The sequence below is a fragment of the Methylocystis sp. SC2 genome (assembly GCF_000304315.1).
GTDB lineage: Bacteria > Pseudomonadota > Alphaproteobacteria > Rhizobiales > Beijerinckiaceae > Methylocystis.
In genome coordinates this window covers 949793-962946 of sequence record NC_018485.1, presented here as the reverse complement: position 1 = coordinate 962946, position 13154 = coordinate 949793, and the positions used below count along the sequence as shown (strand labels likewise).

12 protein-coding genes are annotated in these 13154 nt (G+C 63.6%); 8 read left to right on the top strand and 4 right to left on the bottom strand.

The window, feature by feature from the left end; all coding sequences use genetic code 11:
* Positions 1 to 163: 163 nt before the first annotated feature.
* Positions 164 to 2692, top strand: coding sequence for a cell cycle histidine kinase CckA (cckA, locus tag BN69_RS04520; RefSeq protein ID WP_014890376.1), 2529 nt, complete (start codon positions 164 to 166; stop codon positions 2690 to 2692).
* A gap of 18 nt (positions 2693 to 2710) precedes the next feature.
* On the opposite strand, the gene BN69_RS04515 is transcribed toward cckA, so the two are convergent.
* Complete coding sequence (locus tag BN69_RS04515) at positions 2711 to 3811, bottom strand: DUF2865 domain-containing protein (protein WP_244435035.1); 1101 nt, start codon at positions 3809 to 3811, stop codon at positions 2711 to 2713.
* Between the two features lie 429 nt (positions 3812 to 4240).
* On the opposite strand from BN69_RS04515, the gene BN69_RS04510 reads away from it, so the two are divergent.
* On the top strand, positions 4241 to 4759 hold the full coding sequence (locus BN69_RS04510; protein ID WP_041927152.1) for a CreA family protein: 519 nt from the start codon (positions 4241 to 4243) through the stop codon (positions 4757 to 4759).
* Positions 4760 to 4761: 2 nt separating this feature from the next.
* Here BN69_RS04510 and BN69_RS04505 read toward each other — a convergent pair whose 3' ends face one another.
* Positions 4762 to 5091 (bottom strand): hypothetical protein, encoded by a 330-nt coding sequence (locus tag BN69_RS04505; RefSeq protein ID WP_014890373.1) that lies wholly within the window; start codon positions 5089 to 5091, stop codon positions 4762 to 4764.
* 258 nt (positions 5092 to 5349) lie between these two features.
* On the opposite strand from BN69_RS04505, the gene cysS reads away from it, so the two are divergent.
* The 4 genes from cysS to cimA all read left to right on the top strand — a co-directional run bounded on the left by cysS (position 5350) and on the right by cimA (position 9281).
* Positions 5350 to 6789, top strand: coding sequence for a cysteine--tRNA ligase (gene cysS / locus BN69_RS04500; RefSeq protein ID WP_014890372.1), 1440 nt, complete (start codon positions 5350 to 5352; stop codon positions 6787 to 6789).
* A 220-nt stretch (positions 6790 to 7009) separates the two neighbouring features.
* Positions 7010 to 7144, top strand: coding sequence for a hypothetical protein (locus BN69_RS19950; RefSeq protein ID WP_256364807.1), 135 nt, complete (start codon positions 7010 to 7012; stop codon positions 7142 to 7144).
* On the top strand, positions 7144 to 7653 hold the full coding sequence (locus BN69_RS04495) for a GNAT family N-acetyltransferase (protein WP_014890370.1): 510 nt from the start codon (positions 7144 to 7146) through the stop codon (positions 7651 to 7653). Before BN69_RS19950 ends, BN69_RS04495 begins: the two co-directional genes overlap by 1 nt.
* Positions 7653 to 9281, top strand: a complete 1629-nt coding sequence (cimA, locus tag BN69_RS04490; protein WP_014890369.1) for a citramalate synthase — start codon at positions 7653 to 7655, stop codon at positions 9279 to 9281. Before BN69_RS04495 ends, cimA begins: the two co-directional genes overlap by 1 nt.
* 193 nt (positions 9282 to 9474) lie before the next feature.
* On the opposite strand, the gene BN69_RS04485 is transcribed toward cimA, so the two are convergent.
* Positions 9475 to 10071, bottom strand: a complete 597-nt coding sequence (locus BN69_RS04485; RefSeq protein WP_014890368.1) for an LOG family protein — start codon at positions 10069 to 10071, stop codon at positions 9475 to 9477.
* Positions 10072 to 10181: 110 nt separating this feature from the next.
* Here BN69_RS04485 and BN69_RS04480 point away from each other — a divergent pair, with 110 nt between their 5' ends.
* Entirely contained in the window at positions 10182 to 12101 is a 1920-nt protein-coding gene (locus BN69_RS04480) for an ABCB family ABC transporter ATP-binding protein/permease (protein WP_041927151.1), read from the top strand.
* A 181-nt stretch (positions 12102 to 12282) separates the two neighbouring features.
* Positions 12283 to 12891, top strand: a complete 609-nt coding sequence (locus BN69_RS04475) for a hypothetical protein (RefSeq protein ID WP_014890366.1) — start codon at positions 12283 to 12285, stop codon at positions 12889 to 12891.
* Here BN69_RS04475 and BN69_RS04470 read toward each other — a convergent pair.
* Positions 12868 to 13137, bottom strand: a complete 270-nt coding sequence (locus BN69_RS04470) for a hypothetical protein (protein ID WP_041926797.1) — start codon at positions 13135 to 13137, stop codon at positions 12868 to 12870. The two genes, BN69_RS04475 and BN69_RS04470, sit on opposite strands and share 24 nt — an antisense overlap.
* Between the last annotated feature and the right edge of the window lie 17 nt (positions 13138 to 13154).

Below are 13154 nucleotides of genomic sequence, written 5' to 3'. Positions count from 1 at the left end.
AATGTTTGACTAATCAGCGCCCTTCCAACGTTCGGCGTTGCTATTATTGGCGTTCACGGCCATTGTTTTAGATGATTCTGTAGGCGTCGGCAGACTAATAATCGGCGCGCCGGCGTCAGCATGGCCGTCGCGATCGGCGATATATGACGCGGGTGGTTAAGAAATGAGCGACAGGACCGAAGCGTCCGACTTAGGACGCAGCGAGCGGCCCGCCAATGCGGGATTGACGCTCGCCCTCGTCATTGCGTTGGTTGCGGGCGTCGCCGTCTATTACCTGACGCCTTCGGACCTCGCGCCGCGCGTCACCATTCTGGCGCTCGCGGTTTTCGGCGTCGCCGGAATCTTCTTTCTCTTCGCCTATGCGGTCGGATTGATTCACTTCTCCGGCCGAGTCGCGGGCAATGATGTGACGAAGCTCATCGCCGACACGTCCGGAGAAGGGCTGCTCGTCACCAGAGGCGACGCGCGCATCGTTTACGCCAATGACGCCTATACGGCGATGTGCGATGCGAAAGACGCTTCCGGCGTTCAGCCGGTCGAGCGGCTGTTCTCAGGGCCGCCCGAGGTCTCCGAGGCGATCTACAGATTGGCGCAGGCGGCGCGGGCGGGCGTTTCGCATAGCGAAGATCTGCGGCTTTCGCCGCCGCTCTCGGGGCAGGGGCCGGTCGGCTGGTATCGGATTCGCGTTCGGCCGCTGCCGACGACGTCGAGCGGACGGTTCTGTCTATGGGCGGTGGCCGACGTGACCGCCGATCGACAGCGGCAGGAGAACGTCTTCCAGGAGCTGCAGCACGCGATCGACTTTCTCGATCACGCGCCGGCGGGGTTTTTTTCCGCGAGTCCGGACGGCGCCGTCTCTTATATGAACAAAACGCTTGCCGGCTGGCTGGGCTATGATCTCACGCAAGTCGGCTCTGGCGGCGCGACGCTGTCCTCCATCGTCGCGCATAGCGGCGCGGCGCTTCTCGCCGCCATGTCGGGCGCGCCGGGGGACGTGCGCGCCGAGCAGATCGACCTCGACCTGCGATGCCGCAACGGCAAGTCGCTGCCCGTCAGGCTGCTGCACCAGGTCGCGTTCGGCCAGGACGGCGAAGCCGGCCCGTCACGCACCTTGGTGCTCAACCGCGCCTCCGGCGAGCAGCCGGAAGAGAATTTGCGCGCGGCGGAGGTGCGTTTCGCGCGCTTCTTCAATTCGACGCCGATGGCGATGGCGACGCTCGACGGCGAGGGCCGCGTGCTGACGTCGAACGCCGCTTTTGCAAAATTGCTGCCCCAGGCGTTGAAGTCGGGCCAGGGCGCGGCGGCGGCGCCATGGTCGGTGCTGAGAGGACTCGGCGAACGCGACGGCGCCGCCCTGCGCGCCGCGATCGAAGATGCGATCGAAGGCAAAGGCGAAGTGCGCCCGATCAATGTCGTCTTCGAGGAAGACGCGGCCGGCGCGGCGACGCGTTCGGCGCGTTTCTTCGTCTCTTCCGCCGAGGACGCCGGCAAGAAAGGCGCGATGGTCTATGCGCTCGATACCACCGAGCAGCGCAAGCTGCAGGAGGAGTTCGCGCAGTCGCAGAAGATGAATGCGGTCGGCCAGCTCGCCGGCGGCATCGCGCATGACTTCAACAATATGCTGACGGCGATCATCGGCTATTCGGATCTGCTGCTCTCCAGCCACCGGCCGACCGACCCAGCCTTCCGCGACATTCGCCAGATCAAGGAAACGGCCAATCGCGCGGCGGGCCTGACGCGCCAACTGCTCGCCTTCTCCCGCCGACAGACGCTGCGCCCGCAAGTCCTGCAGCTCGGCGACGCGCTTTCCGAAGTGCAGAATTTGCTGCGCCGCGTCGTCGGCGAAAAGAACGAGCTCGAACTGCGTCTGGGTCGCGATCTCTGGTTCGTGAAGGCCGACATCACCCAGTTCGAACAGGTGATCATCAATCTCGTCGTCAACGCCCGCGACGCCATGCTGGAGTCGGGCGGTCGGGTGCAGATTCGCACGCGCAACGTCGCCGCCTCGGAATGCGCCGCCTTCAACGAAGCGGCGCTGCCGGCGGCGGATTATGTGCTGGTTGAGGTCGAGGACTCGGGCAGCGGCATTCCCGCCGATGTGAAAGAAAAGATCTTCGAACCCTTCTTCACGACGAAGGAGGTCGGCAAAGGCACGGGGCTTGGCCTTTCGACGGTCTTCGGCATCGTCAAGCAGTCGGGCGGCTTCATCTTCGTCGACAGCGAGGTCGGGCGGGGCGCGGTGTTCCGCATTTTCCTGCCGCGCTACGCGCCGGAGGAGAAGGAGACGTCGCAAAAGGCCGATACGCCCAAGGTCGCCGCGGACTACACGGGACAGGGCGTGGTTCTCCTTGTCGAAGACGAGGACGCGGTGCGCTCGATCGGCGCGCGCGCCTTGAGTTCGCGCGGATTCACTGTGCTCGAAGCGGCGACGGGCATGGAGGCGCTCGAGGTCGTCGAACGCGTCGACGGCAAGATCGATCTCATCGTCTCCGACGTGGTGATGCCGGAGATGGACGGTCCCGCGATGTTCGCCGAACTGCGCAAGCGCGGCGTCGCGGCGAAGGTGATCTTCGTTTCCGGCTACGCCGAAGAGGCCTTCGCCAAAAACCTTCCCGAGGGCGACTTCGGTTTTCTGGCGAAGCCGTTCTCGATCAAACAGCTGATCGAGACGGTCAAGGCGCATATGCCCTGACAGGGCGGAGAAACAAGCTCACAACGCCGGCGCGACGACTCGCACGCGGCGCTTGATCCCATCGGGTCCGACGATTTCGCGATAGGTTTCCGGCGCCGCGGCTGCGCCATCCTCGACGGGCTGCGCCTGGGCCGCGGGTTGCGCCGTCGTCGTCGGCTCAGGCGCCGCCGGCGCGGAGCCCTTCGCTTTCCGACCGCGCGCGACGCCGGGCGGCAGCGCCCGCGACAATTGCTCGGCCTGCTCCGCGGTGACGACCTGATCTTTCGCATTGCGCTCGGCGATCAGCCGCTCGGCGTCGGCGAGCGCCTCGGCCCAAGACTGGCCCGGCGGCTTGCAGCCGCAGGACGGATCATAAGACGTCTCGAATTTATGCGCGTTGGGATGGTTCGAATAAGCCTCGCCGTCGATCGAAAGGGCGGAACTGAGACCCTTCCATTGCGACGCCGTGTAGAGTTTCACCTCGGCGTTCGGACACAGCGCCCGGCACATCGCCGCGAGATCGTCGAGATTGGAGCTGCGCGCCGAATAGCTGATCGGGAAAAAGCCCCCGTCGCACGCGCGCACGCAGATCGCCATTGGGCCCCCGCGCGGCGTTCCGTCCGAAGGTTCCTGATCCGGGTCCGGACCGACCGGAACTTCGCGCATGCCAGAGCCGTCGTCCGGCGCGACGCCGAACAGCTCCTCGAAGAAATTGCGCGGCCGGGCGACGCGCGCCTGAGGATTGCGGCACTCCGCCTCGTAGCGGGCGACAAGCGCCTGACGCTGGCCGCCGTCGTCGGCGCTCGCCCGTTCGTAGGCCGCGACGGCGCCCGAGAGTTGGTGCAGTTGGGCGTTGATTTGTCCGCACTGGGGCGGCGGCGGATCGCCGAAGAACAGGAATTGGCCGCGGTCGCACCCCAGCGCGCGACCTCGCGCGGCGACGCGCGCGTATTCGCCGCGCTGCTTGGCCGCCGCGGCCTGGAATCGCCCCGCGCCGCCGCCCGAGCCGGCGCGGGCGATCTGCGCGCGCAGCTCCGTGCAGTAGGATGATTCGCCTGCGGCGGGCGAAACGGCGAAAAGACCGACCGCGACGCCGGCGGCGACCGCCAGCTTCGTCCGCTTCGAGGCGCATTTCGTCAAAAAGAGGTCTATGATCGCGGCCTCATTGAAGTTTCGCTCTTCACACGCTCGTAAGGAGCCGAGCAACGCTTGCGCGATCGCTTGCGACTGACGCTCCGGCGCGCGTCGCTTGCGACGAATCGCGTCATTTTCACCAATCCCGGCCGCAGAGCAAACGTCGCTCGATTAATCGCGCCCATCATGTCGGCAACAAGGCGCCGGCGGACGCCGCCAACCGCTCGGCGCGTCAATTTTTTGCCGCGTCCAGGGTCGAAGCCCTTCCCTTGCCGCGGCGCTTCGCCCATATCGGCAACGGCGTCGCTCGAGCGCGGCTCGCGAAAAAGTGGAATTCGGTTTTGTGGAGAGCGCGCTCTAAGCTTTCGAGATCGATCACGTTGTCCGACTTTGGGCGATTCCGCCGAAGGCGGCGTGATCAAGGAGGTTGCCGACATGAAGCGTTCCAAATTTCTGGCTCTGATTTCGACGGCCTTTCTTTGTTTCGGCGCCGCGACGGCCTTGGCGCAGAATGGACCGGATCTCATCTTCCGCAAATCTGTGGATTTCAAGCTTCTTACGCCAAACGACAAGCTCGCGACCTACGGAATCGACGACCCGGTGATCGACGGCGTCGTCTGCTACTATACGGCGCATGAAAAAGGCGGCGTCGCCGGCATGTTCGGCGTGGCGGAGCAGTCGTCGGAGGTTTCGCTCGCCTGCCGGCAATACGCCCCGATCAAGTTCAAGGAGAAGTTCGGCCAGGGCGATACGGCGTTCAGCGAGCGGCGGTCGCTGCTGTTCAAGCGCATGCATATCGTTCGCGGCTGCGATGCGAAGCGCAATGTGCTGATCTATATGGTCTATTCCGACAAGCTCGTTGAAGGCTCGCCCGAGAGCTCGACCTCGACCCTCGCCATTCAGCCCTGGGCCGGCCAGAACGACGTCCCGCGCTGCGGAGAGTTTCTGCGCTGACGCTAATCGACGCAGGCGACGACCGCGGCGTCCGGCTCGGAGGCGCGCGCAGTTTGGACGTCGACAGAGGCGGTCACATCGTTGGCGCGGCCGTAGGTTCGGGCCGCGCCATGGCCGTGCGCCGCGCACCAGGAGTCGGCGACGATCTTGCCGCAATCGCCCTTGTGCGTGAGGCATTCCGTCAGGCCGTAGCCCTCTTGATCGGAGATCACATAGGCGGCGCCCGCGCTCGCCTCGGCCTGTGCGTCGCAGGCGTAGCCGGCGCCGAACAGTGCGCCCGCGAGCAGCAGCGCAAGTGCGCGCCGCGCGATCGGCGCCTCATATTTCCACATAATGAACGAGTCCCAAATGGCCGAGACGGCCTCCGTCAGAGCTAGCGCAAAGCGGTAAAACCCGAGTTAAACCGCCGCGGCTCGTATTGGCTCGCGCTTGACGCGGCGGCGCGCTTTGGCGCATGGTCGCCGCCATGACGCCTCGGCTCACCATTTGTCGGAAGACCATTATCAGCTAGCGATCACGCTGGCCGGAGCCGTCACGTCTATCCCACGACATGAAGCGACGCCCCGGCCGGCGGCCTTGCGGGGAAATTCATGTCGACGCCTGCGCTGAAAATCTACAATACGCTGACCCGGACGAAGGAGGAATTCCGTCCGATCGATCCCGCGCAGGTGCGCATGTATGTCTGCGGACCGACGGTCTACGACTACGCCCATATCGGCAACGCCAGGCCGCTCATCGTTTTCGACGTGCTGTTTCGCCTGCTGCGCCATCTCTATGGCGCCGAGCACGTCGCTTACGTCCGCAACATCACCGACGTCGACGACAAGATCAACGCGCGGGCGTTCGAGCGCGGGATTTCCATTCGCGAACTGACCGATAAGACCATCGACATATTCCACGAGGACGTTCGCGCTCTTGGATGTTTGAATCCGACCATCGAGCCGCGCGCAACAGATTACATCAGGAACGACGACAAGCAGATCGACATGGTTCGATTGATTCAGCGCTTGCTCGATTCGGGTCATGCATATGTTGAAGATCGTCATGTGCTTTTCGATGTGACGTCCATGCCCACCTACGGACGACTGTCGAGGCGTCCGCTCGACGAAATGATCGCTGGCGCGCGCGTCGATGTCGCACCCTATAAGCGCGGGGATATGGATTTCGTGCTCTGGAAACCGTCGAAGGACGATGAGCCGGGTTGGCAAAGTCCCTGGGGCAGGGGACGCCCCGGCTGGCATATAGAATGTTCCGCAATGTCAGCCGCGCATCTTGGCGAAACCTTCGACATCCACGGCGGCGGCATCGATCTCGTTTTTCCGCATCACGAAAACGAAATCGCGCAAAGCTGCTGCGCCTTCGGCCAGGAGGTGATGGCGAATTACTGGATGCACAATGGCTTCCTGCAGGTCGAGGGCGAGAAAATGTCCAAGAGCCTGGGGAATTTCGTGACGATCCATGAACTGCTGCATACGGAGAAGTTTGGTGGACGCGAGTGGCTTGGGCCGGTGCTTCGTCTCGCGATGCTACGCACGCATTACCGCCAGCCGATCGATTGGACCGTAAAGGCGCTGGAGGAGGCGGAGACGAAGCTTACATATTGGATGACCGTTATGGATTTTTCCGTCGCGCCTTTGGGTTCGGATGGGAGGATCGCCGATCAATCTCCGCGCTCTGATGAGGTTCCATCGACCTATATGGAAGCGCTTTCCGATGACCTGAACACTCCGCTCGCAATGCAAATTTTAGATCGCGCATTTTCTGAATCTCGCACAGATCGAGTTCTCTCGATCATGCTAGGGCTTTCCGGCATCGATTTGAACGCATTTCGGGAAGGGAGGAACGCTCGGGATCAGGCGTTCTTCGAAAAACATGGCGATATTGTCGATCGCCTCATCAGCGCTCGCAACGCCGCCCGCGCTTCAAAAAACTGGGCCGAGTCCGACCGCATCCGCGACGAACTCGCAGCCATGGGCATTACGCTCAAGGACAATAAGGACGGCACGACGAGCTGGGAGGTGAAGCGATGAGCTCTGCGCTTGTCATTCCCCCCACCCGGCGCGCTGCGCGAGCCACCCTCCCCGCAAGGGGGAGGGATCGGAACGGCGCGACTCGGCGTCGTGATGAATCGCTTGCGCAATCTGCTGCGCATGAAATTGGCCGCTTCGCTGATGCAGGCCCATCCCTCCCCTCGACGGGGAGGGTGGTTGGCGAAGCGAACCGGGTGGGATGAACTGGGGGAAATATCCGATGTCCAACGATGACTGGAAAAAGACGCTTCCCTTCAAGCGCCACTGGGCGCTCTATCTCGCGTTCAAGCTGATCGTTCTGGCGCTCGCGGTCTTCATCGCGTGGCATCTGCTGCGCGCCTTCGAGATCGTGTGATGGCGCGCCGCGCCCGAACGCCCGGCCTGCGGCCGTATCTTCCCGCAGACGCCGCGAGGCTCGCGGCGCTGTTTCGCGCCAGCATCGAGGCGCTTGCCGCCGATGACTATGACGAGGCGCAGCGGGAAGCCTGGGCGTCCGCAGCCGACGACGAAGCGGCCTTCGCGTCGCGCCTCGCGGAGGCGCTGACCATCGTCGCGCTCGTCGACGGGAATATCGCCGGCTTCGCGTCGCTGCGCGACAACAAGACGTTCGACATGCTCTATGTGCGACCCGACATTGCGCGCCAAGGCGTTGGCGCGGCGCTCGCCGAGGCGATCGAAAAACTCGCCGCCGCGCGCGGCGCGACACTGCTGACGGTCGAGGCCTCCGACGCAGCGCAGGATTTTTTCGCGGCGCGCGGCTATGTGACCACGACGCGCAATATGATCGAGATCGGCGGCCAATGGCTCGGCAATACGACGATGACCAAGGAGCTGGCGGAGCCCGCCGCCGGGAGAGCGCATTGATGGCCGAAGAACGAGCCAAGGAACGGCTGACGCTATACGACACGACGCTGCGCGACGGCGCGCAGACGACGGGCGTCGATTTCTCGCTCGACGACAAGCGTCAGATCGCCGCCATGCTGGACGAACTCGGAATCGACTATGTCGAGGGCGGCTATCCCGGCGCCAATCCGCTCGACACCGAGTTTTTTGCGCAGCCTCCGAGGCTGCGCGCGCGCCTGGCCGCCTTTGGAATGACGCGGCGTCAGGGCCGCTCGGTCGAGAATGATCCGGGCGTCGCGGCGCTGCTCGACAGCGGCGCCGACGCCGTCACCTTCGTCGCCAAGAGCTGGGACTTTCAGGTCCGCGTCGCCTTACGTTCAACGGAAGAGGACAATCTCGAAGGCCTTACGCAATCCGTAAGCGCCGCGGTGGCGCGCGGCAAGGAAGTCGCGGTCGATTGCGAACATTTCTTCGACGGCTTCAAGGCGAATCCTGACTATGCGCTCGCATGCGCCAAGGCGGCGCATGACGCCGGCGCCCGGTGGATCGTGCTCTGCGACACCAATGGCGGCACGCTGCCGCATGAGGTTGAAGGCATCGTCGCGGAGGTGGTCAGGCAGATTCCAGGAGATCGCGTCGGCGTGCATTGCCACGACGACACGGGGCAGGCGGTGGCGAATTCGCTCGCCGCCGTGCGCGCCGGCGCGCGGCAGATTCAAGGCACGCTCAACGGTCTTGGCGAGCGCTGCGGCAACGCCAATCTCACGACGATCATCCCGACGTTGCTGCTGAAGCGCGAATTTGCCGAGCGCTTCGAGATCGGCGTGACGCAAGAGAAGCTGACGCATCTGACACGTGTGAGCCACGCGCTCGACGAGCTTCTCAATCGCGCCCCGAACCGCCACGCGCCCTATGTCGGCGCCAGCGCCTTTGCGACCAAGGCCGGCATTCACGCCTCGGCGGTGCTGACCGATCCGCGCACCTATGAACATGTCACGCCGGAATCGGTCGGCAATGTGCGGCGCGTGCTCGTATCGGATCAGGCGGGACGCTCCAACATCGCGGCCGAGCTTGGCCGACTGGGCGTCGTCCTCGACAAGGACGATCCGCGTCTGGCGCGGCTGCTCGACGAGGTGAAGGAGAAGGAGGCGCAAGGCTACGCCTATGAGGGCGCCGACGCCTCGTTCTTTCTTCTCGCGAAGCGCGTGCTCGGCGAGGCGCCGCATTTCTTCGACATCGAACGCTACAGCGTCGCGGTCGATCGGCGCTTCGCCAGGAATGGCGGCTTTGAGGACCAGGGCGCCGAGGCGATTGTCAAGATCAATGTGGATGGCGAGAGCCGGATTTCCGCCGCCGAAGGCAATGGCCCCGTCAACGCCCTCGATCTCGCGCTGCGCAAGGATCTTGGCGCCTATCAGCGATTCATCGACGATGTGCGGCTCGTCGATTACCGCGTTCGCGTGTTTCAGGGCGGCACCGATGCGGTGACGCGCGTTCTCGTCGAATGCGCCGACGGCGAGGGCGAACGGTGGTCGACCGTCGGCGTCTCGGCCAATGTCATCGACGCGTCCTTCGAGGCGCTCGTCGACGCGATCAATTACAAGCTTCTCGTTTCAGTGAGCCAAGCCGAAGGCGAGAAAGTTTTCTGAGAACCTGCAAGAGTCCATCTACAGGCCCCGTTTCTGAATCTTTCGCGCGGGTCATTCCCGACGCGCGCAACGCGCGCGATCGGGAATCCAGGGCCAAAGCCAGCGTTCCTGGATTGGCTCTGGATTCCCGGTCAGGCCTTCGGCCTGCCGGGAATGACAACGGTCCAAGCGAACGGATCCTCTCGGATTCGTATTAAAGCCGTTCAGTCACCGTTGTCTCGCTGATGTCAGGCGAGTGGCGGACCGCCGCAAAAATCATCGGCAGAATGTCTTCGACGCGTTCGGCGACGAGATAGCGCACGTGATCGACTTCGCCGAAGAATTCCTCGTTTCGCATGTGAGCGAAAAGCGACAGCAACGGCCGCCAGAAGCCGCCGATGTCGGCGATGACCAGAGGCTTGGTGTGACGGCCGAGCTGGATCCAGGTCAGCTGCTCGGTCAGCTCCTCCAAAGTGCCGATGCCTCCAGGCAGCGCGATGAAGGCGTCTGATCGTTCAAACATCATGCGCTTGCGCGTGTGCATGTCGTCGACGACGACGAGCTCCGTCGCGCCCGTAAAGGGAATCTCCCGACGGTCCAGGAATTCGGGAATGATTCCCGTGACGACGCCCCCGGCGGCGACCGTGGCCTTCGCCAGAACGCCCATCAGGCCGATGGCCCCGCCGCCATAAACGAGGCCGACGCCGGCGCGCGCCAGGGCGACGCCCAACGCGCGCGCGGCCGCCGTGTAACGCGGATCGGCGCCGATCGAGGAGCCGCAATAGACGCAAACATTCTTTATTTCTCGCATGTTCTAATCTCTCAGCGCTATCTCCGCGGCGCTGGCGGGGTGCGCATTCCTTCTAAACGTCATATATGACGCAAAACGCCGCGACGACGGCCCCATTCATTCGGAGACATATGATTAGACCCGATCAAGGCGAATCGAGCGATCCCCACGCGCTCGATCCGGATGACGCCGCGCCTCCGCCCGTTCCCGAGCAGCAATTGTCGGAATCGTCTCTCATCAAGACGATACGGCGTTTGTGGCCCTATATCTGGCCGCGTGGCCGCCGCGATCTGGAACTCCGGGTCGCCGCGGTCTTCGCGCTGCTCGTCGTCAGCAAGCTGTTCAACGCCGCGACGCCTTACGCCTTCAAATGGGCGACGGACGCCCTCGCCGAGGGCGGCGCCGGCGCGTGGGAGAAAGTCGGGGCCGCGGCGATCTATTTCACGCTGCTGATGGGCGCCATGCGCATCGTCACCGTCGTGCTGATGCAGCTGCGCGACGGCATCTTCGCGGCGGTGGCCATGCACGCCGTGCGTCGGTTGGCGACCGACCTCTTCGTTCACATGCATGAGCTGTCGCTGCGCTTTCATATCGGCAGAAAGACCGGCGGATTGACGCGCGTGCTCGAGCGCGGGCGCAACGGCATTGAGACGCTGTCGCGCCTCATCATGTCGACAGGCGCCCCGACAGTGCTGGAGATGGCGCTGGTCCTCGGGATTTTTCTCTTTCAGTTCGGCTGGCCTTACGGCCTCGTCCTGGTCGCGACTCTCGCCGGATATTTCCTCTATACGACCCTCGCGACGAATTGGCGGATCGCCATTCGGCGCAGGATGAACGACAGCGACACCGACGCCAATCAGAAGGCGATCGACAGTCTGCTCAACTATGAAACGGTAAAATATTTCGGCGCGGAAAGGCGTGAGGCTGAGCGCTACGACAAATCGATGATCCGCTACGAGCAGGCGAGCACGCAATCCTATGTCTCGCTCGCGGTGCTCAACGCCGGCCAGACCGTCATCTTCATCATCGGGCTCACCACCATGATGGTGATGTGCGTCTACGGCATTAAGGCCGGCCGCAATACGGTGGGCGATTTCGTGCTGATCAATCTGATGATGGGGCAGCTGGCGCAGCCGTTGAATTTCATGGGCACCTTCTATCGCGAGGTGCGGCAGGCGATCATCGACATCGAAACCATGTTCTCGATCTTGGCGCAGAGCCCCGAGATCTTGGACAGGCCGGGCGCGCAGCCGCTCGTGGTCAGCGAAGGACGGATCGTTTTCGACAATGTCTCGTTCCACTACGAGCCGAACCGGCCGATCCTCAAGGGCGTGAGCTTTGACGCCGAGCCCGGACAAACCGTCGCCATCGTCGGGCCGTCCGGCGCGGGAAAATCGACGATCTCCCGGCTGATGTATCGCTTCTACGAGCCGCAAGGCGGACGCATCATGATCGACGGCCAGAATATTCTCGATGTGACGCAGGAAAGCCTGCGCGCGGCGATCGGCATGGTGCCGCAGGACACCGTGCTGTTCAACGATTCGATCGGCTACAACATTCGCTATGGACGATGGGACGCGAGCGACGCGGAGGTGCGCGACGCGGCCCGGCTGGCGCAGATCGACCGCTTCATCGAAAGCGTGCCGGAAGCTTATGAGGCGCAGGTCGGCGAGCGCGGGCTGAAGCTTTCGGGCGGCGAGAAGCAGCGCGTGGCGATCGCCCGCACGATTCTCAAAGGTCCGCCGATCCTCATCCTCGACGAAGCGACGTCGGCGCTCGACAGTTTCACCGAACATGAGATTCAGGAGGCGCTGAGACGCGTCGCGCGCGGCCGCACGACGCTCGTCATCGCGCATCGCCTGTCGACCATCGTCGACGCTGACGAAATCCTGTTTCTCGATCACGGCCGCATCATCGAGCGTGGGACGCATAAGGAATTGCTGGCGCTTGGCGGCCATTACGCCGGCATGTGGAACCGCCAGCGCGAGGCGGCGGAGGCGCGCGCCAAATTGCTGGAGGCGGAGCGAGAGGAGTTGGAGGAAGCGGAGTAGGCGGTCGCCCTCTTGGCGAATTTTCGCCGCTCTTTGGCGAAATCCTTTCTTTGTCGACCATCGGCTTGCCGGCACGCTTGTTCTTTGAGCATGCGCGCGCGCGGCGGCTAGGCGTGGCTCTTTGGCGACAAGTCGACCGGCGTCTGGCCGAGCGTCTTGCGCGATGCGCCCGGAGGGTTCGATGAAGGGAACGCTACTGCTCGCCGCGCTTATCGCCTGCGCGCCGATCAGCGCAGCAAAAGCGCAGATCAAGGCCGAACATCCCCGTCACTGCGTCATGAGCGTCGGTCCGACGCAGATGATGTTCAGCGCGTTTCAAGAAAACCAGACCGACGAGATCTTTTGCCGGCATGTGCCGACGCTCGGCCTCACAATGATCATCCTGGACGCCCGGCAGGTCGAGCTTCGCGACATGAATCTTGAGGTCCGTATTCTGCGCAATATCGGTCAGTCGGACTGGCGCGACGATCTCGACGCCAATACGGTCGCCGTCCTGCCGCCAAAGAAATATCTGGCGGACAAGGGCACCGCGAGCTTTACGCATAACTTCACCACCGACGGGAACTATATCGCTCTCGTCAGGGCGACGAGCGACGACGGGGCCAAGGAATATATCGGCCAGTATGATTTTTCGGTGGGCGACACGGCCGGATGGTACGCAGCCTTCGGGCTGCTGTCCTTGGTTGGCGCCGTCGGCGCGCTGGCCGTCTGGCGCCGCAAGCGCGCCGCGGCGTCGCCGCGGTTCGCCCCCGACAAACCGTCGCCGTCAGCGCTTCGACAGTCGTCTTAGATTGCCGTTGACCCGCCTCGTATAGACGGCGAGGGCGCGCTCGGCGGCGCGATGCGGTTGTCCGGTCGCCATGCTGGTCGCCGCCGCGAGGCTTGCCTCGGCGGCGGCCTCGAGCTTTTCACTGACCATCAGATCGCTTTCACGTTTGCCATGCGCGCCGCCGGCCGCGATTTTCAGCAGCCGCAAGCCGATCACCTGATTGGCCACAACACTCATTTTGAGCGTGTCTGCAAAAAGCTTGTTCATCTTCTTTCGACTTCTGC

What these genes read in the sequence shown, in the direction of transcription:
- BN69_RS04510 (WP_041927152.1), top strand. Translation starts at nt 4,241, where the DNA reads ATGAAGCGTTCCAAATTTCTGGCTCTGATTTCGACGGCCTTTCTTTGT.
- BN69_RS19950 (WP_256364807.1), top strand. Translation starts at nt 7,010, where the DNA reads ATGTCCAACGATGACTGGAAAAAGACGCTTCCCTTCAAGCGCCACTGG.
- BN69_RS04485 (WP_014890368.1), bottom strand. Translation starts at nt 10,071, where the DNA reads ATGCGAGAAATAAAGAATGTTTGCGTCTATTGCGGCTCCTCGATCGGC.
- cimA (WP_014890369.1), top strand. Translation starts at nt 7,653, where the DNA reads ATGGCCGAAGAACGAGCCAAGGAACGGCTGACGCTATACGACACGACG.
- BN69_RS04495 (WP_014890370.1), top strand. Translation starts at nt 7,144, where the DNA reads ATGGCGCGCCGCGCCCGAACGCCCGGCCTGCGGCCGTATCTTCCCGCA.
- cysS (WP_014890372.1), top strand. Translation starts at nt 5,350, where the DNA reads ATGTCGACGCCTGCGCTGAAAATCTACAATACGCTGACCCGGACGAAG.
- BN69_RS04505 (WP_014890373.1), bottom strand. Translation starts at nt 5,091, where the DNA reads ATGTGGAAATATGAGGCGCCGATCGCGCGGCGCGCACTTGCGCTGCTG.
- cckA (WP_014890376.1), top strand. Translation starts at nt 164, where the DNA reads ATGAGCGACAGGACCGAAGCGTCCGACTTAGGACGCAGCGAGCGGCCC.
- BN69_RS04470 (WP_041926797.1), bottom strand. Translation starts at nt 13,137, where the DNA reads ATGAACAAGCTTTTTGCAGACACGCTCAAAATGAGTGTTGTGGCCAAT.
- BN69_RS04480 (WP_041927151.1), top strand. Translation starts at nt 10,182, where the DNA reads ATGATTAGACCCGATCAAGGCGAATCGAGCGATCCCCACGCGCTCGAT.
- BN69_RS04475 (WP_014890366.1), top strand. Translation starts at nt 12,283, where the DNA reads ATGAAGGGAACGCTACTGCTCGCCGCGCTTATCGCCTGCGCGCCGATC.